The sequence below is a fragment of the Sphingomonas floccifaciens genome (assembly GCF_042681125.1).
Taxonomy (GTDB): Bacteria; Pseudomonadota; Alphaproteobacteria; order Sphingomonadales; family Sphingomonadaceae; genus Sphingomonas; species Sphingomonas floccifaciens.
This window is the reverse complement of record NZ_JBHUFC010000003.1, coordinates 284,160-301,354: the sequence shown is the minus strand read 5'-3', so window position 1 is coordinate 301,354 and position 17,195 is coordinate 284,160. Positions and strand designations below refer to the sequence as shown.

Here is a 17,195-nt window from a genome sequence, read left to right as displayed (position 1 = left end):
CACGCAAAGGCGCGAAGGCGCTAAGAAGATTTTGATTCACGCGGAGACGTGGAGACGCGGAGACGCGGAGGTGTCTGATCTTGCCGCGCCAGCGGCCCTTACACTTCGGGCGCTTCGGACGATGGAGATCTCGCTGACGCGAGACGAATGCGGCAAGTATCTCCCTTCGCGTCTCCGCGTCTCCGCGTCTCCGCGTGAGCCCAAATCTTCTCCCCTTCGCGCCTTTGCGCCTTTGCGCCTTTGCGTGATTAAACCCTCCTTCTTCAGCCCTCCAGCATCAGCTTCGCCGTCGCCTTCGCACTCCCGACCACGCCCGGAATTCCCGCCCCCGGATGCGTGCCCGCACCCACGAAATACAGGTTCGGGATCGAATCATCCCGATTATGCGCCCGAAAATACGCGCTCTGCGTCAGCACCGGCTCTAGGCTGAACGCGCTGCCGAGATGCGCCGACAGGTCGCGGCCGAAGTCGCTCGGCGCATAGCTGAACTTGGTTACGATCCGATCGTGGATGTCCGGGATCAGCCGCTTGCCGACCTCGTCCAGGATGCGCTTTTCGATCACCGGTTTCAGCGCGTCCCAGTCGCCGACGAACTTGCCCATGTGAGGGACGGGCGCCAGCGCGTAGAAGGTCGAATGCCCCTCCGGCGCCATCGTCGGGTCGGTGACGGTCGGGTGATGGAGGTAGAGCGAGAAGTCCTCGCTGAGCATCCCCGTGTCGTAAATGTCGGCCAGCAGCCCCTTATAGCGCGGGCCGAACAGGATCATGTGGTGCGGGATGCCCGGCCATGTGCCCTTGATCCCGAAATGGACGACGAACAGTGAGGGCGAGAAGCGCTTGCGCTCCAGGCGCGCCGCGGTGCGCTTGGCCGAGCGCGAGGTGCGCAGCAGGTCGCGGTAGGTGTGCATCAGGTCGCCGTTCGACGCGACCATGTCCGCGGGAATCGTCTCCCCGCTCTTCAGCGTCACGCCCGTCGCGCGGTCGCCCAGCGTGTCGATCGTGTCGACCGGCGCATTGAGGCGCACAATGCCGCCCAGCCGCTCGAAATGGCGCACCATGCTCGCGACCAGCCGGTTGGTCCCACCTTGCGCGAACCACACGCCCCCGTCGCGTTCCAGCTTGTGAATCAGCGCATAGATGGCACTGGTCGTCATCGGATTGCCGCCGACGAGCAAGGTGTGGAAACTCAAGGCTTCGCGCAGCTTCTCGTTCTTCACGAAGCTGGACACCATCGAATAGACCGATCGCCACGCCTGATATTTCGCCAGCGCCGGCGCCGCCGTCAGCATCGACTTGAAGTCGAGGAAGGCGACATGGCCCAGCTTCTCATAGCCTTCGCGATACACGCCGGCCGAATATTCGAGGAAGCGGCCATAGCCTTCGATATCGGCGGGATCGAGCTTGGCGATCTCGCCGCGCAGGACAGTGTCGTCGTTGGTATAGTCGAAGTTCGTCCCGTCCGGCCAGTTCAGGCGGTAGAAGGGATTGACCGGCAACAGCGTCACATCCTCCGCCATGTCGCGGCCGGAGAGCGCCCACAATTCCTTCAGCACGTCGGGCGCGGTGATGACGGTCGGGCCGGCGTCGAACGTGAAGCCGTCCTTTTCCCAGACATAGGCCCGCCCGCCGGGCCGGTCGCGCGCCTCGACGATGGTGGTGGACACACCGGCCGATTGCAGCCTGATCGCAAGTGCTAGGCCGCCGAAGCCGGCCCCGATGACGACCGCGCTCCTCATGCCGTCTTCCCCATGATCGCGCGGACGGCGCGGCCGATCGGCACCGGCGGCTTGCCGGTCAGCACCCGCGCCTTGTCACCGAGCGTCGAACGCGCGGAATAGAAGCGCGCGATCAGTTTCGGGTCGAGCCCGTAGAAGCGTTCGAGCACGCGATAGCGTTCGCCCGGTTCGGCAGCACGAAACAGCATGGCATCCAGCATCCGGTAGAAGCCGCGGGCGCGCCAGGCGGCCCGGGCATGATCGTGGGTCAGGGTCGCGAGGTGGCCGCCCGACAGGTCGCGGCTCGCGGCGATCAGGCTGGCGAGCCGGACGGCGTCGGGCAAAGAATAGCCGGTGGTCGGCTGGCACAGCCCGGCGCGCATCCCCGCCTTTGCGACATCCCTGCCGGTGCTCGCCCAATAGCGGTCGAAATCGCCGCCGATGATGACGGGCAGCGCGCCCCCTTCCTCGCGCACCACCGACTTGGGCTTCCAGCCCTTGGCGAGCGCATAGGTCTCGATCCGCGCCGCCAGCGCCGCGCGGTCGATGTCGGGGGTGTCGCTGTAATAGGTGTCCTCGATGAACATGCGATCATCGGCGAAGGGCAGGGTGTAGACGAAGCGATAGCCGTCGATCTGCTCGACCGTCGCGTCCATCACGGTCGGGCGGACCGCGCCGTGCGGGCGCTTCAGCACGAACTCGCGGCCGATGAACTTCTGCCAGCCGGCATCCAGTGCCGACAGGTCGCCATTGCCGCGACAGTCGATCACGCCGCCCGCCTCGATCCGCAGGCCGTCGGCGAGCGCGACGCCGGTCGGGCCGACCCCCACCACTTTCCGATCGGTCAGGATGCGCTCCGCCGGGATCGCGGCACGGACCGCAGCGTCGAGCTTTTCCGAGGTGGTCGAATAATAGTTGACCGGCAGCATCCGGCGGCGCGCCGGGAAGGCGACGTCATAGCCCTGCCAGACATGCGCGATCAGCGGGATCACCAGATCGCGGTCGGCGTGCGCGACGTCCGGGCCGAAGAACGACCAGATATGGTTGCCGCCCAGTGACATGCCGCGCTCGACGATGACGACGCGCGCGTCCGGGTGCGATCGCGCGAGGGCCAGCGCAATAATGCCGCCCGCGAGGCCCCCGCCGACGATCGCGACGTCGCATGTAATGATGTCCGACACGGGGTAAGGCCTAGCCGAAGCGGTGGTGCGGCGAAAGCGATGGATTCGGGCGGGGTGTCTCATACCTCCCGTTCGTGCTGAACGAAGTCGAAGCACCGTTCTTCATGCCGTGAGCGACGCGCGCAGTGTATCGCAGGACGGTGTTTCGACTTCGCTCAGCACGAACGGGAAAGAGGGTCACGCCACCGCCGGCAGCTTGTCGATCAGCTTGTCCAGCGTGATCGGATAGTCGCGCACCCGCACGCCGGTGGCGTTGTAGACCGCGTTGGCCACCGCCGCACCGACGCCGCAGATGCCAAGCTCGCCCACGCCCTTCGCCTTCATCGGCGTCGAATAGGGGTCGAGCGTATCGAGGAAGATGACCTCTTGATGCGGAATGTCGGCGTGGACGGGCACTTCATAGCCGGCAAGGTCGTGGTTGACGAAGAAGCCGAAACGCTTGTCGATCGCCAGTTCCTCCATCAGCGCAGCACCGACCGCCATGGTCATGCCGCCGATCACCTGGCTGCGCGCCGACTTGGGGTTGAGGATGCGTCCGGCGTCGCAGGCCGCAAGCATGCGTCGCACGCGGATTTCGCCGGTATAGGCATCGACGCCGACCTCGACGAAATGCCCGGCGAAGGTCGACTGGACGACGCGCTTGCCGATATCGCCATATTCGATGCCGTCCTCTGCGGTCAGCGCGCCTGCGTCCGACAGCGCTACGCTGCGGTTGCCGGCGATCACCCGGCCATCGGTGAAGCTCGCGGTCGCCGGGTCGAGGCCAAGCTTGGTCGCCACCGCCTCGCGCAACTTGACGCAGGCGGCATAGACGCCCGCGGTCGAGTTGGCCGCGCCCCATTGCCCGCCCGATCCGGCGGACGCGGGGAAATCCGAATCGCCCAGCACCACGCGCACCTGGTCGATAGCCAAGCCCATCATCTCGGCCGCGGTCTGGGCGATGATCGTGTAGGTGCCGGTGCCGATATCGGTCATGTCGGTTTCGACCGTCACGCGTCCGCCGTCCAGCTTCACCCGCGCCGCCGACTTCATCAGCATGTTGTTGCGGAAGCCGCCCGCCATGCCCATGCCGACCAGCCAGCGGCCGTCGCGGACCTGGCCCGGCTGCGCGTTGCGACGCGACCAACCGAACTTCTCCGCCCCGGTGCGCAGGCACTGAACGAAGTTACGGTCGGAATATTTCTTCTCCGGGTTTTCCGGATCGACCTGGGTGTCGTTGATGATCCGGAATTCGACCGGGTCCATCCCCAGCTTTTCCGCCATCTCGTCCATCGCGACTTCCAGCGCCATCAGCCCCGGCGCTTCGCCCGGCGCACGCATCGCGTTGCCCTCCGGCAGGTCGAGCACCGCCAGCTTCATGAACGTTTCGCGGTTCGGCGCGGCATAGAACAGCTTGGTCTGCGCGATCGCGGTTTCCGGGTCGCCGCCCTTCAGATTGCCGCTCGTGCTGTTGTGCGCGATCGCGGTCAGCTTGCCGTCCTGCGTCGCCGCCAGTCGCAGGCGCTGGATCGTCGCGGGGCGATGCGTCGTGTTGTTGGCCATCATTGGCCGGGTCAGCGCAACCTTGACCGGGCGTCCGGCCGCCTTCGCGCCGATCGCCGCCAGCACGACATCGGCACGCAGGAACAGCTTGCCGCCGAAGCCGCCGCCGATGAACGGCGAATCGACCCGGACATTGGCGGGCGGGATCTCTAGCGTCCTGGCTAGTTCCCGCTTGGCCCAGGCGATCATCTGGTTGGCGGTCCACACGGTCAGCTTGTTGCCGTTCCACGCCGCGATCGTCGCATGCGGCTCCATCATCGCGTGGCTTTCGTCCGCGGTGGTGAAGGCGACGTCGATCTTCACTGGCGCATCGGCATAGGCCTTGGCGAAATCGCCGACACGCTTGACCGGCGCCTTGTCGGGGCCATCGCCGGGGACAAATTCGGCGCCCTCGGCCTCAGCCGCGAGATCGAACTTGCCGGGGGCGCGGTCATAGGTCGTGCGCACCAGCGCGGCGGCGGCGCGGGCCTGTTCGAACGTCTCAGCGACGACGATGCCGATCGCCTGATGATAATGCTCGACCTCCGCTCCGCCGAACAGGCGCGCGGTGTTCATCGGTCCGGTCTTGAGCGGCGGATGCTCGGTCGCCAGCACCACCTTGAGCACGCCCGGCGCGCGGCGCGCCTCGCTCGCGTCCATCGACGCGATCCGGCCCTTCGCGATCCCGGCGCCGAGGATATAGCCATAGACCTGGTTCGGCGCGACGTCATGGCGCTCATAGGCATAGGGGGCGCGCCCCGTGGTCTTGAGCGGCCCGTCGATCCGGTCGGTCGCACGGCCGACGACCTTGCCGTTGTCGATCGGGTTCTGGCCCGCAGGTTCGTTGAACTTCATGCCCGCGCCTCCGCGATCGCCGCCGCCAGCGTCCGTTCGGCCAGCGGCACTTTGAATGCATTGTCCTCGGTCGGTCGCGCACCGGCGAACACCTGCGCCGCCACGGCCTTCGCACCGTCACGCATCGCGCGCTCCGCCGCCTCGACCCGCCATGGCTTGGGCGCGACGCCACCGAACGCCGCGCGGCCGGAGCCGTCCTTGCCGATCACCGCCGCGACGCTGACGAGCGCGAAGGCATAGGACGCACGGTCGCGGACCTTGCGATAGATATGCGTGCCGCCGATCGGCTTCGGCAACGTCACTGCGGTGATCAACTCGCCCGGCTCTAGCGCAGTCTCGATGTGCGGGGTGTCGCCCCACAGCCGGTGGAAGTCGGCGAAGGGAATCGCGCGCGTCGCCCCATCGGGCTTCACCGTCTCGACGCTGGCATCGAGCACCCTGAGCGCTACCGCCATGTCGCCCGGATAGGTGGCGATGCAATGATCCGACGTGCCGATCACGCCCAACTGGCGCGAGTAGCCGCCGATCGCCGCGCAGCCGGACCCGGGCTTGCGCTTGTTGCACGCCTGGTTGGTGTCGTAGAAATAGGGGCAGCGTGTGCGCTGGAGGATGTTCCCCGCGGTCGTCGCCTTGTTGCGCAACTGGCCCGAGGCGCCCGCGACGATCGCTCGCGACAGCACGCCATAGTCCTTGCGGATGCGCGCATCGGCGGCGAGCGCGGTGTTGCTGACCAGCGCGCCGATCCGCACGCCATCGCCCGCGCGCTCCATCCGGTCGAGCTTCAGATCCTGCACGTCGACCAGATGCGTCGGCGTCTCGATCTGCAATTTCATCAGGTCGAGCAGGTTGGTCCCGCCCGCGATGAACTTCGCGCCCGGCCTGGCCGCGACTGCTGCCGCCGCCTCGGCCGGCGTCCGCGCGCGTTCGTAGGTGAAGGCTTTCATGCCCGCGACCCTCCGGCGACTTCGGCCATCGCATCCGCGATGTTCGAATAGGCACCGCAGCGACAGATGTTGCCGCTCATCCGCTCGCGCATCTCGTCCGCGGTCACACCGGGCTTGGCGGCGATGTCGCCCGAGACGTGGCTCGGTATGCCGCGCTTGATCTCGTCGAGCACGCCGACCGCCGAACAAATCTGCCCCGGCGTACAATATCCGCACTGATAGCCGTCATGTTTGATGAAAGCCGCCTGCATCGGATGGAGCTTCGCGAGCGTGCCCAGCCCCTCGATCGTCGTGACCTTGTCGCCGGCATGCTGCACGGCGAGCGAAAGGCAGCTGTTGATCCGCTCCCCGTTCACCAGAACCGTGCACGCGCCGCACTGGCCGTGATCACAGCCCTTCTTCGTGCCGGTCAGCTTCAGATTCTCGCGCAGCAGGTCGAGCAGGGTCGTGCGCGTATCGACCTCCAGGCTGCGACGCTGGCCGTTGACCTCGATCGTCAGCGGCATCGTCGCCGGCCGTTCGGCCGCGGGCGCGCCTGCGGCTTCGGCGGGCACCGCAGTCAGCGCGGCGGATGCAGCGGTCCCGGCCATCAGGCCACGCCTCGACAGGCAGAAGGATGGGTCTTGCTCAAGCATGTCGTCTCCGGCGGGCTGATCGGGTTTTGTAACGCGCGGTCCATGGCTGCGTTGCATAGCGCGGTGGCGGCAACCGTACCAAGTGAAGGTGGATTGATCGGAGACAGGCCGTCAGAGCCCGAGAAACGTCAGTCGGCCCGCGAACCGGCCAGTCGGCGCCTGTGGCTGCGCTCGCAATGTCTCGCCGGGATCGCTGCGTCGCGGATCGCTCAGGAACAGCCGACTGACGGCGATCGCGCGCTGGCCGTCGGCGTCGGGCACTTGGTGAAACCCGTTGATGTTCGCCAGCCGCCCGCCTGTGTCGACGATCGTCACTGGTGCGAAATACGCCTCGTCCCACACCCGCCCGGTGTCGCCGGCGAAGGTCAGCATGCGGGCCGGCTCGGAGTCGTCGACAGGCTGTGGCACCACCCGGATGCCGAGGGGCAGCAGGCACGCCGCCACGATCCCTGCCAGCATCGCCCGCCGACCGGGCACGAGGGCCAGCCTCACGCACAGGATCACCCCCAGCCCGACCAGCGGCAGCACCCATTTGAAATAATGGATGTTGCCGAATCGCCAGAGCCCGGGCGGCTGCAGATCGGCATAGGTCAGCATGACCGCACTGACCGGTATCGCCAGCAGCGCCAGGATCGCGATCGTCCGGCGCACCGCTTGCCCGCCGGTAATCGCCGTGGCGATCAGCCCCGCGATGCCCACCGCGATCCACGGCATGCGCTCGAATACCGCCAGCGTATCCGGAAACCACGGCTCGGCATGGATCAGCAGGACATAGGCCTTCCATCCGAAGTCGGCCCAGATGAACCCGGTCCGCGACGCCGCGATCATGTACGGCGTCGCCTGCGCGCCGTAGATCGCCAGATGGAGCGCGGCATAGGCAGCGATCACCGCCGCGGCGCCGACGCAGGTCAGGGCGGCGAGACGGATCGACAGGCTCCGCGCCCGCAGCAGCACGATCGCGACCACTGCCACACCGGTCGCGGCGACCAGTACATCGACCGGTCGGACGAGCGGGATGGCCGCAGCGACCGCACCGAACAGGATCGCCTGCCGTCTGGATATGCTGGCGCCTTCCGAACCGACGATCCGCAGCATCTGGTCGGCGAGCGACCAGATCAGCGCCGCCGACAGGGTCGTCGTCCACGGGTCGACCCACCCCCGCGCCACCGTCGCATCGATCAATGTCGTCAGGACGAAGCAGCCGGTCGCCAGCGCCGGCCCGATCTGCAACCGTGCCGCGACGTTGCGGAAGGCATGGCAGGCGACGAGATACAGGATCAGGTCGAGCGGCAGGAACGGGTCGCGCGGCACGATCCAGGCGATCGGCGCGGCGAGCAACGGATAGGCGAGCGGATACCAGTGCGCCGCCGGCGACAGGTCGCCCCGCGCGAATGCCGTCGCCGATGCGAAGTAGCGACTCTGATCGAACCATCCCATCCAGATCGGCTCGCCCGCGAAGGGCAGGCCGTTCAGCGTCCACAGGCGGATCAGCCATAGTGTCGCGACGACGGCCACCCACCCGCCCGAACCGATGCCGCGTTTCATCCCCATGATCCGATCGCCCCCGCGCCCCTATTGCTGCCAGGCGGGTAGGATCAGAGGCAGGGCGACGGCAAGCCTTCCGCGAACCGCTTCGCAAAGCCTGTCCCGCCCTGTATGGCGGTCCGCACATGTCCGCCGCCCTCGCCATCCTCCTCTCCGCGCTCGCGATGTCGGTCATCGTCGCGGTCCGCTACCTGATCGCCAGCGGCGGGTTTGCGCTGGCGACGCGGGTGAAGCACCCAGGCCACTACCGCGGGCTCGATGCACAGATCCGTCGCGAGATCGGCTGGAGCCTTGCGTCCGCCATCATTTACGGCGCGCCGGCGGGTATCGTCGCCTGGGGGTGGCAGCATCGCGGGTGGACGCGAATCTACGACGACTGGCACGCCTATCCCCTGTGGTGGCTGCCGGTATCGGTGCTCGTCTACCTCGTGATCCAGGATACGTGGTTCTACTGGACCCACCGCTGGATGCATCGTCCGGCCGTCTTCAAGCGCGTCCATGCCGTCCACCATGCCAGCCGGCCGCCGACCGCCTGGGCGGCGATGGCGTTCCACCCGTTCGAGGCGGTGACGCTGGCTGTGGTAATTCCGCTACTCGTGCTGCTCATTCCGATCCATGTCGCGATGCTGGGATTGGTCCTTGGCGTCATGACGGTTATGGGTGTGACCAATCATATGGGTTGGGAGATGTTCCCGCGGTTCCTGTGGGGGGGGCGTGTGGGGGCGTGGCTGATTACCGCGAGCCATCATCAGCGGCACCACGACGCGTACAGGTGTAACTATGGATTATATTTCCGCTTCTGGGACCGGCTTTGCGGCACCGACCAGGGTGTCGGCGATTTCGCGAAGCATCGCCCTCGCGGGCCTCGCCTGGACGCTGCTGGGGGGAGCGAGCCCGGTCGGGCGGCTTGAGGTCGACGTCGACAATCTGCGCTCGGCAAAGGGCGTGATCCAGCTCTGCCTGACGTCGGACCCGACCAATTTCCCCAATTGCGTCGACGATGCGCGCGCGCTGCGTCGCACTGTGCCGGCGGCGAGCAAGTCGGTCCGCTTCGATGCGCTGCCGGTCGGCGGCTATGCGATCGCCGTCATCCATGACGAGAACGCCAATTCGAAGCTCGACACGCTGATGGGCATCCCGCGCGAAGGCTTCGGCTTCTCGCGCAATCCCGCGATCCACTTCGGCCCACCCAAGTTCGGCGCGGCGCGCTTCACGCTGGAGGCGGGCGGGAGTATGCAGGATATTCGGATGAAGTATCTGCTGTAATCGCGGGCGGCGCGCGGATTCCGTGAGCAATCCGCCGACTCGCCACGTCGAGCAGCGGCGCCGGCAAAGTTGGCTCCGTCTGACGGCGTGGCGCTGGACAAGGCCTATGCCCAACCGGCCTACGCTTCGCTCACTGTCCGAAGCACTAACGGCAAGGCAAGACCGCGCTTTACCCGAACCGCCAGCCCGATATGATCCCTTCTTCATCCGGGGGGAGAACAGACGATGGCTTATAACGATCGCAGTCTGCGCGGCGTCGGCGGATGGCTGATGTTTTTCATTCTCACGCTGACGGTTTTCGGGCCGCTTCGCGCTGTCGCCACGACGGCACAGTCGCTTTACACCGATCCTTCGGTCGCAACGACCTATGGAGCTTCCTGGGCGACGCTGCAGATCGTCGAATGGACCCTCGTTGCAGCCTCGGTCGGCGCATCGATCTGGTTGGGGTGGCGCCTCTATGCGGTTCACGTCTGGCGATCGGTCCAGTTGGTGCTGGTCGGACTGTGGACGCTCGGTCCTTTGACGTTGATCATCGATCTGGTCGTCGCGTCCCTGTTCGCCCGCACCTCGCCGTTCGATCATATCGGCGTGATCGCGCCGGAGTTGCTGCGCGGTTTCGTGTACGCTGCGATCTGGACCGCCTATCTGCTCCGCTCGGAGCGGGTCGCCAACACCTACGACCGCTATCCCGAGAGCGATTCGCTGAGCGCGGTGTTCGAATAGTCCGCTTCCTTCCGCCCCGCGATCTGCTACAACACCCGCCATCCCCGGGGGAGCGCCGATACTGCGTTTGAGAGGAGGGCCGCAGCCCTCGACCCGCCGAACCTGATCCGGCTGACACCGGCGTAGGGAGTGGAGCGCGGTCGCAACCCCGTCTTCCCCTCCCCTTTGGAGAAGACGAGACATGGCCGACATCCCCGCCCGCACGGAACTGAAAGTCACCACCGGCCCGATCCGCGGCAGCCGCAAGGTGCACGTCGGCCCGCTGAACGTCGCGATGCGCGCGATCGACCTCGAGCCCTCGTCCGGCGAGCCGCCGCTCAACGTCTACGACACCTCCGGCCCCTACAGCGATCCGAACGCGCGCATCGACATCATGGCCGGCCTGCCGCAGCTGCGCCGCGACTGGATCATGGGGCGCGGCGACGTCGAGGCCTATGACGGCCGCGAGGTCCGCCCGGAAGATAACGGCCAGCTCGGCCCCGACCGCTCGGGCGGGGTGCCGCAGTTCCCCAACGTCGTCCGCCGCCCCTTGCGCGCCAAGGCCGGCGCCAACGTCAGCCAGATGCACTATGCCCGCCGCGGCATCATCACCCCCGAGATGGAATATGTCGCGACCCGCGAGAATCTGGGCCGCGAGATGCTCCGCGAATATGTCCGCGACGGCGAGAGCTTCGGCGCCGCCATCCCCGACTATGTGACCCCCGAATTCGTCCGCGACGAAGTCGCCCGCGGCCGCGCGATCATCCCCAACAACATCAACCACCCCGAAACCGAGCCGATGGCGATCGGCCGCAATTTCCTGGTCAAGATCAACGCCAACATCGGCAACAGCGCCGTTGCCAGCAACGTCGCGACCGAAGTCGACAAGCTCGTCTGGGCGATCCGCTGGGGCGCGGACACGGTCATGGACCTGTCGACGGGCCGCAACATCCATGACACGCGCGAATGGATCATCCGCAACTCGCCCGTCCCGATCGGCACCGTCCCCATTTATCAGGCGCTCGAAAAGGTCGGCGGCATCGCCGAGGATCTGACGTGGGAGATCTTCCGCGACACGCTGATCGAACAGGCCGAACAGGGCGTCGATTACTTCACGATCCACGCCGGCGTCCGCCTGCCCTATGTGCCGCTGACCGCCAAGCGCGTCACCGGCATCGTCAGCCGCGGCGGCAGCATCATGGCGAAATGGTGCCTGGCGCACCACAAGGAGAGCTTCCTCTACGAGCGCTTCGACGAGATCACCGAGATCATGAAGGCCTATGACATCGCCTATTCGCTCGGCGACGGCCTGCGCCCCGGCTCGATCGCCGACGCCAATGACGAAGCCCAGTTCGCGGAGCTCTACACGCTCGGCGAGCTCACCAAGCGCGCCTGGGAGCAGGACGTCCAGGTGATGATCGAAGGCCCCGGCCACGTGCCGATGCACAAGATCAAGGAGAATATGGACAAGCAGCTGGAAGCGTGCGGCGAGGCGCCCTTCTACACATTGGGGCCGCTCACCACCGACATCGCGCCGGGCTATGACCACATCACCAGCGGCATCGGTGCCGCGATGATCGGTTGGTACGGCACCGCGATGCTCTGCTACGTCACGCCCAAGGAGCACCTCGGCCTGCCCGACCGCGACGACGTGAAGGTCGGCGTGGTCACCTACAAGCTCGCCGCCCACGCCGCGGACCTGGCCAAGGGCCACCCCGCCGCCAAGCTGCGCGACGATGCCCTCAGCCGCGCCCGCTTCGAATTCCGCTGGCGCGACCAGTTCAACCTGTCTTTGGACCCGGAAACGGCCGAGCAATACCACGACCAGACGTTGCCCGCAGAAGGCGCCAAGACTGCGCATTTCTGCTCGATGTGCGGGCCGAAGTTCTGTTCGATGAAGATCACGCAGGAAGTGCGCGACTTCGCGGCGAAGCAGAATGCGCCGGTCGAGACGTTCGTCGCGGCGGAAGAGGCCGAGGCCGGGATGGCCGGGATGAGCGGCATTTTCAAGGAGAACGGTGGCGAAATCTACCTAAGCCGCAAGTAGCAATGCAACAGAACAATGATCATTCTTGACACCTTCTTGTAACAAAGCTACATATGCTCGTAGCAGAGAGGAGGTGACTATGCGAACGATGGGTTTCTGGAATAACAAGGGTGGTACCGGAAAGACGAGTCTTTCCTTTCAAACGATCTGTGCGTTCGCGTCGCAGAACCCGAAGGCTCGCATCCTCGTCATTGATGTCTGTCCTCAAGCAAACCTAAGCGAGCTTTTTCTCGGAGGGCAGGAACATGACGGCGGTAAGAATCTGCTTGTTCTCCATGGTCAGCCTGGTCGGCAATCCATCGGCGGATATTTCCAAACACGACTGCCGAAACCGTTCGATGGCGCCGGGATCGCAGTAGCAAACTACGTATCTAAGCCTAGTGACTTTAATAAAGTTATCCCAAGAAATATCAATCTTCTTGCCGGCGACCCACTACTTGAACTTCAGGCCAATGCGATTTCAACGCTTGCTAACACTCAAATTCCGGGAACTAATAGCTGGATTGCTGTTGTCTCGTGGTTGAGAGACTTCATAAGTTCCGCAGAAGACGACTACGATTACTGCTTTGTGGATATGAATCCAAGCTTTTCGATGTACACGCAAATTGCCTTGGCGGCATGCGAACGCGTGGTCCTTCCTGTCACCGCCGACGATTCATCCCGTCGCGGCATCCAGAATGCTATGAGTTTAATTTTTGGGATCAAGCTGCCGTCTGAGATATACGCGCAGCATAACTTCCATACTCGTATGACCGATGGGAAGCTACCGCTTCCTAAAATTCACTTAATTGTTAAGAACCGCCTTACTCAGTATATCAAGGTAGCAAAAGGATATGCTGCGGTCCTTGATGGAATATCGAATGATGTTAAGTCAATTCTTTCAAGTTATCCTGCATTCTTTACATTCAGTAAAGTGAAGGATGGAATCAAGGAAATTAAGGATTTTCAGACGTCAGGCGTCGTGGCATTCGCTCGCGGAGCTCCTTTCGTGTCGATGGTATCGGGTACGCTAAGTGTCGCGTCTCAACGGGTGAAGGTTAATAAGGACCAGTTGGACGAGAACCGCGCGATAGTAAGCGATCTTGCCAAGAGCCTCTGGTAGCAAAAGGTGAATTCATGGCGCAGTGCTAATTTCAATGATGATACCGGCACTGCGCCACCTGCAGCACTTGTTCCGCTCCGCTCCCTGCGGCCCCATACACCAGCCGATGCTCGCGGCTGATCCGGCGCGACCACCAGCCTGACAGATTGCCGCTCAACGGTTCGGGCTTGCCGGTGCCTTTGAACGGGTGGCGCCGGCATTCCTCGATCAGCCCGTTCAGCTTTTCCAGCATGGCCGGGTCATTGTCCTGCCAGTGGCGATAATCGTCCCACGCCGTCGGCCAGAACGCGACCTTCACGGGAAGGGGACGGCCTTGTCCTCGCCACTCTCGAATCCGCGCACAGCGTCGAGCAGGCGGGCGGCGTTCTTCGGCGAGCCGAGCAGGTACAGCGTCTCTTCGATCGACGCCCATTCGCTTTCAGAGATCAGCACCGCCCCCTCCTGCCCGCGCTGGCGAGTGATGGCGAGGGGCGCGCGGTCGGCGACGACCTTGTCGATCATCGACTTCAGGTTTTCGCGCGCTTCGGAATAGCTGACGGCGTGCATGCGCCGTATATGGACAATTTCTTGTCCAACGTCAATGTGGCGCCATGCCCCACCTCGCCCACATCACCCTTGTCGTCCGCGACTATGACGAAGCCCTCGCCTTCTACGTCGGCACGCTCGGCTTCGACCTCGTCGAGGACTCCCATCAGCCCGACCAGGACAAGCGATGGGTCACCATCCGCCCGCCCGGCGCCGGGCCGCACGCGACCACCATCCTCCTCGCTCGCGCCGCGACGCCCGAGCAGGCGGCGCGGGTCGGGGATCAGACCGGGGGGCGGGTCGGCTTCTTCCTCGCCACCGACGATTTCGACCGCGATCATGCGCGCTTCACCGCCGCCGGAGTGACTTGGGTCCGGCCACCGGTCGATCAGCCCTATGGCCGCGTCGCGGTGTTTGCCGATCTGTACGGCAATCTGTGGGACTTGATCGAACATGCGCCCGGAGCAGCCACGTCTGGCTGAGCCTCACGGCGGGACAGTCGGCGCCGGACGCGCTACAGGCACCGCCATGCTGACGATTCAGCCCTATACCGACGCCCTCGCGCCCGCCTTCCACGAGATCAACGCCGCGTGGATCGCCGACATGTTCACGCTCGAACCGCATGACGAGCATGTCCTGTCGCACCCGCGCGAGGCGATTATCGACCGGGGTGGCGTCATCCTGTTCGTGCAGCACCCGGAGCACGGCGTGATCGGCACGGGTGCGCTGATGCCGACCGGCGGGGGTGCGTATGAGCTGACCAAGATGGGCGTGCGCGCCGATGTGCACGGCTCCGGTGCCGGGGCGGTGCTGCTCGACGCGCTGATCGCCCGGGCGCGGGCGCTGCCGGATATCACGGCGCTCTACCTGCTGACCAACAGCCGGTGCGCGGCGGCGATCCACCTCTACGAACGCGCCGGCTTCGTCCACGACGCCGATATCCGCGTGCGCTACGGGGCGACCTATGCGCGGTGCGACGTTGCGATGCGGTATCCGCTCGGCTGACGGATGCGCGAAAGCCACAGCGGCGGCGCGACCTTTCCAACAGCCATCGTAAAGTTGGAATTGCTCTGATCTATCCTGGGGGATGACGATCGAGCCCATCGCCGCGCCCCGCGCGTCCGCCGCGCCGCCTTTACCAAACCCAGGACCTTCCGCGCGACGCATTCGCGCAGGATAGACGCTCGTCCGCCGATCGACCGTGCCCCAGCCGCGCGCGTCCGGCTCGCCATAGCACCGCACATCACCGACATGACTGGAAAGGACCGCCGATGCCGACGCTTTCGCTCGACCTGGGATTGACTGCACCACGCCTGGTGCGCGGCGACGGAGTGGTCGCACCGACGCCCACGCCGACACCGCCCCCTTCGCCCACGCCCGCACCGACCCCTACCCCCAGCGCGACACCCGTCCTCACGCGGATGGCCTTCGCCGGCGACAGCATCAGCGCGCATGCCGCCGGGGTGCCAGCCGTGTGGGCCGCGAACAATTCGGACGTGACGAGCCAGAACTTCTCCCAAGGCGGTGCCGGGATCGGGTCGCCCTCGGACGCAGACGCGGACGGCGCTAACAGCTTCTACGGCCGCCTGAACGCGCTGAAGGCGTTCGCGCCGGTCGCGGTGCTGATGTTCTTCGGCGCGAACGATGTGCTGTCCTATGGCGGCACCGATGCGGCGAGCTATGCCGCGTCGTTCATCGCCCGGTACAAGGACGCGGTTTCGGCCCTACGCGCAAGCGGCGTGCAGCTGATCGGCGCGGGTACGCTGTTGCCGAACGGCGCGGCCGACACGCAGATGCACAACGACGCGCGCGTGCTGGTCAACGTCCAGCTGCGCGCCGGGGTCGGCGACTGGCTCGACTATATCGTGCCGTTCGGCGAACACCCGCTGCTGACCCTCGCAAACTTCCAGAACTCCAGCTATTCGGACGGCAACGTCCATCCGAACGCGGCAGGCTATGCGGTCCTGAACGAGATCGCTGCCGATGTGCTGGGGCCGATCAAGGCGCGCTCGACCGCGACGACCCCGACGCAGTTCGCCTTCACCGACCTCAACAACCAGGCGGCGGGGTCTACCGCCATCGGGTCGGTACGCGTGACCGGCATGGGGATCGGGCGGCGCGCGACGCAGACCATGACCGGCGCGGGCGATATGGCGACCGGGCAGGGGGCGTTCGGTACGGCGGCCCGCGACGTGATGAACGGCGACGTGGCGCTGCGGCGGTTGGTCAATTCGGCCAGTGCGGACACGGCGGTCGACGGGCCGCTGACGATCGGCACCACCAGCGACACGTTCACGGTGCGCACCGCATCGGCGTCCCCGCCGGTGTCCTTCGCGGCGCTGGCCGGCAGCACGGCGCAGGTAAACGAGACGCAGGGAAGCGGCCCCGTCACCTTCGCGGCCATTCCGTTCCCCGCGGGTCGTCCGGTCGTTGCGTTGTTCAAAGAGAACACACCGCCCACTGGCGTCACGATCAACGGCGTTGCCGCAACGTTGCTCGTATCGACCGATTCGGCCTTCTACCTGTACGCAGGACCGGCCAACCAAGCGCTCGCGGCAGGCGATTACGACATCGTCGTCAGCGCCCCGGCAACCAGCTTCTACGGCGTCAAGGTGTGGGCGGGTGCTGCCGCCAACTCGACCAAGGCGATCGGTCAGACCGCAAAGCTGGCTTATCAGTATCGCGGTGACGGGGACCACGCGGCCGATGCTGCTCTCACAGTCGGGATCGGCGGGCAGGGTGTGATCTTCTACCTGCGCGACAATGACACGCCGGCGCCGACCTTCGTCAACGGGACGACCGTCATCCGGTATCCTGCGTCGACCTTCAGCCCCAGCTACGGCCTTGTTGTGGGGCACTGGGGAACCTTCAACACGTCGCAGACGCCCGCGGCGAACACGACTCAGTACGGCAATGACATGCTGCTGGCGGCGGTGCTGCCATGATCGGAGGAACCATGGTGCGCAATGCGGCCGGGCTTGACGTTCCACTCCGACTGGTTCGGGGCATGGGACGACACGATGGCCGCCTGGAAGGCCAATTGCATCGACAAGCTGCTGAACTGTTCGGGCGGCGACCTGGGCAATGGGCGTCAGATCAAGAACGCCTGGATACACAGCGATCGGGCCAACCCGCGGTTGGGCCGATCCCGAAAAAC

16 protein-coding genes are annotated in these 17,195 nt (G+C 65.5%); 8 read left to right on the top strand and 8 right to left on the bottom strand.

What is annotated here, in order from left to right; translation table 11 throughout:
• Positions 1–263 precede the first annotated feature (263 nt).
• The 6 genes from ACFSC3_RS08470 to ACFSC3_RS08445 all read right to left on the bottom strand — a co-directional run bounded on the left by ACFSC3_RS08470 (position 264) and on the right by ACFSC3_RS08445 (position 8,396).
• On the bottom strand, positions 264–1,736 hold the full coding sequence (locus ACFSC3_RS08470; RefSeq protein WP_380939972.1) for a phytoene desaturase: 1,473 nt from the start codon (positions 1,734–1,736) through the stop codon (positions 264–266).
• Positions 1,733–2,896, bottom strand: a complete 1,164-nt coding sequence (gene crtY, locus ACFSC3_RS08465) for a lycopene beta-cyclase CrtY (RefSeq protein ID WP_380939971.1) — start codon at positions 2,894–2,896, stop codon at positions 1,733–1,735. Before crtY ends, ACFSC3_RS08470 begins: the two co-directional genes overlap by 4 nt.
• Positions 2,897–3,073: 177 nt before the next feature.
• A complete protein-coding gene (gene paoC, locus ACFSC3_RS08460) occupies positions 3,074–5,272 on the bottom strand; it encodes an aldehyde oxidoreductase molybdenum-binding subunit PaoC (protein ID WP_380939970.1) in 2,199 nt (732 codons plus the stop codon).
• Complete coding sequence (locus ACFSC3_RS08455; protein ID WP_380939969.1) at positions 5,269–6,216, bottom strand: FAD binding domain-containing protein; 948 nt, start codon at positions 6,214–6,216, stop codon at positions 5,269–5,271. The genes paoC and ACFSC3_RS08455 overlap by 4 nt, the downstream gene beginning before the upstream one ends.
• Complete coding sequence (paoA, locus tag ACFSC3_RS08450) at positions 6,213–6,851, bottom strand: aldehyde dehydrogenase iron-sulfur subunit PaoA (protein WP_380939968.1); 639 nt, start codon at positions 6,849–6,851, stop codon at positions 6,213–6,215. Before paoA ends, ACFSC3_RS08455 begins: the two co-directional genes overlap by 4 nt.
• A gap of 111 nt (positions 6,852–6,962) precedes the next feature.
• Positions 6,963–8,396 carry a hypothetical protein gene (locus ACFSC3_RS08445; RefSeq protein ID WP_380939967.1) on the bottom strand — a complete coding sequence of 478 codons (1,434 nt, stop codon included), beginning with the start codon at positions 8,394–8,396 and terminating at the stop codon, positions 6,963–6,965.
• A 125-nt stretch (positions 8,397–8,521) separates the two neighbouring features.
• Here ACFSC3_RS08445 and ACFSC3_RS08440 point away from each other — a divergent pair, with 125 nt between their 5' ends.
• The 5 genes from ACFSC3_RS08440 to ACFSC3_RS08420 all read left to right on the top strand — a co-directional run bounded on the left by ACFSC3_RS08440 (position 8,522) and on the right by ACFSC3_RS08420 (position 13,513).
• The gene (locus ACFSC3_RS08440) at positions 8,522–9,307 is read left to right on the top strand and encodes a sterol desaturase family protein (RefSeq protein WP_380939966.1); all 786 of its coding nucleotides are present in this window, start codon (positions 8,522–8,524) and stop codon (positions 9,305–9,307) included.
• Positions 9,225–9,662 carry a DUF2141 domain-containing protein gene (locus ACFSC3_RS08435; RefSeq protein WP_380939965.1) on the top strand — a complete coding sequence of 146 codons (438 nt, stop codon included), beginning with the start codon at positions 9,225–9,227 and terminating at the stop codon, positions 9,660–9,662. Before ACFSC3_RS08440 ends, ACFSC3_RS08435 begins: the two co-directional genes overlap by 83 nt.
• Before the next feature lie 225 nt (positions 9,663–9,887).
• Entirely contained in the window at positions 9,888–10,385 is a 498-nt protein-coding gene (locus tag ACFSC3_RS08430; protein ID WP_380939964.1) for a DUF2569 family protein, read from the top strand.
• Positions 10,386–10,566: 181 nt separating this feature from the next.
• Positions 10,567–12,411, top strand: coding sequence for a phosphomethylpyrimidine synthase ThiC (thiC, locus tag ACFSC3_RS08425; protein WP_380939963.1), 1,845 nt, complete (start codon positions 10,567–10,569; stop codon positions 12,409–12,411).
• Positions 12,412–12,490: 79 nt separating this feature from the next.
• On the top strand, positions 12,491–13,513 hold the full coding sequence (locus ACFSC3_RS08420; RefSeq protein WP_380939962.1) for a ParA family protein: 1,023 nt from the start codon (positions 12,491–12,493) through the stop codon (positions 13,511–13,513).
• Positions 13,514–13,544: 31 nt separating this feature from the next.
• On the opposite strand, the gene ACFSC3_RS08415 is transcribed toward ACFSC3_RS08420, so the two are convergent.
• Together ACFSC3_RS08415 and ACFSC3_RS08410 are read right to left on the bottom strand one after the other, a co-directional pair.
• Positions 13,545–13,811, bottom strand: coding sequence for a Txe/YoeB family addiction module toxin (locus ACFSC3_RS08415; RefSeq protein ID WP_380939961.1), 267 nt, complete (start codon positions 13,809–13,811; stop codon positions 13,545–13,547).
• Positions 13,808–14,059 (bottom strand): type II toxin-antitoxin system Phd/YefM family antitoxin, encoded by a 252-nt coding sequence (locus ACFSC3_RS08410; RefSeq protein ID WP_380939960.1) that lies wholly within the window; start codon positions 14,057–14,059, stop codon positions 13,808–13,810. The genes ACFSC3_RS08415 and ACFSC3_RS08410 overlap by 4 nt, the downstream gene beginning before the upstream one ends.
• Positions 14,060–14,103: 44 nt before the next feature.
• On the opposite strand from ACFSC3_RS08410, the gene ACFSC3_RS08405 reads away from it, so the two are divergent.
• The 3 genes from ACFSC3_RS08405 (at position 14,104) to ACFSC3_RS08395 (ending at position 16,983) form a co-directional block, all read left to right on the top strand.
• Positions 14,104–14,520 (top strand): VOC family protein, encoded by a 417-nt coding sequence (locus ACFSC3_RS08405; RefSeq protein ID WP_380939959.1) that lies wholly within the window; start codon positions 14,104–14,106, stop codon positions 14,518–14,520.
• 46 nt (positions 14,521–14,566) lie between these two features.
• Positions 14,567–15,043: a GNAT family N-acetyltransferase gene (locus ACFSC3_RS08400; RefSeq protein WP_380939958.1), complete on the top strand. Its 477-nt coding sequence runs from the start codon at positions 14,567–14,569 to the stop codon at positions 15,041–15,043.
• Between the two features lie 266 nt (positions 15,044–15,309).
• Positions 15,310–16,983 carry an SGNH/GDSL hydrolase family protein gene (locus ACFSC3_RS08395; protein WP_380939957.1) on the top strand — a complete coding sequence of 558 codons (1,674 nt, stop codon included), beginning with the start codon at positions 15,310–15,312 and terminating at the stop codon, positions 16,981–16,983.
• Positions 16,984–17,195 lie beyond the last annotated feature (212 nt).

Excerpts from the sequence above, each read along its gene's own strand:
- paoC (WP_380939970.1), bottom strand. The coding sequence starts at position 5,272 with ATGAAGTTCAACGAACCTGCGGGCCAGAACCCGATCGACAACGGCAAG.
- ACFSC3_RS08395 (WP_380939957.1), top strand. The coding sequence starts at position 15,310 with ATGCCGACGCTTTCGCTCGACCTGGGATTGACTGCACCACGCCTGGTG.
- thiC (WP_380939963.1), top strand. The coding sequence starts at position 10,567 with ATGGCCGACATCCCCGCCCGCACGGAACTGAAAGTCACCACCGGCCCG.
- ACFSC3_RS08470 (WP_380939972.1), bottom strand. The coding sequence starts at position 1,736 with ATGAGGAGCGCGGTCGTCATCGGGGCCGGCTTCGGCGGCCTAGCACTT.
- ACFSC3_RS08440 (WP_380939966.1), top strand. The coding sequence starts at position 8,522 with ATGTCCGCCGCCCTCGCCATCCTCCTCTCCGCGCTCGCGATGTCGGTC.
- ACFSC3_RS08430 (WP_380939964.1), top strand. The coding sequence starts at position 9,888 with ATGGCTTATAACGATCGCAGTCTGCGCGGCGTCGGCGGATGGCTGATG.
- ACFSC3_RS08410 (WP_380939960.1), bottom strand. The coding sequence starts at position 14,059 with ATGCACGCCGTCAGCTATTCCGAAGCGCGCGAAAACCTGAAGTCGATG.
- ACFSC3_RS08455 (WP_380939969.1), bottom strand. The coding sequence starts at position 6,216 with ATGAAAGCCTTCACCTACGAACGCGCGCGGACGCCGGCCGAGGCGGCG.
- ACFSC3_RS08400 (WP_380939958.1), top strand. The coding sequence starts at position 14,567 with ATGCTGACGATTCAGCCCTATACCGACGCCCTCGCGCCCGCCTTCCAC.
- paoA (WP_380939968.1), bottom strand. The coding sequence starts at position 6,851 with ATGCTTGAGCAAGACCCATCCTTCTGCCTGTCGAGGCGTGGCCTGATG.
- ACFSC3_RS08420 (WP_380939962.1), top strand. The coding sequence starts at position 12,491 with ATGCGAACGATGGGTTTCTGGAATAACAAGGGTGGTACCGGAAAGACG.
- ACFSC3_RS08405 (WP_380939959.1), top strand. The coding sequence starts at position 14,104 with ATGCCCCACCTCGCCCACATCACCCTTGTCGTCCGCGACTATGACGAA.
- ACFSC3_RS08445 (WP_380939967.1), bottom strand. The coding sequence starts at position 8,396 with ATGAAACGCGGCATCGGTTCGGGCGGGTGGGTGGCCGTCGTCGCGACA.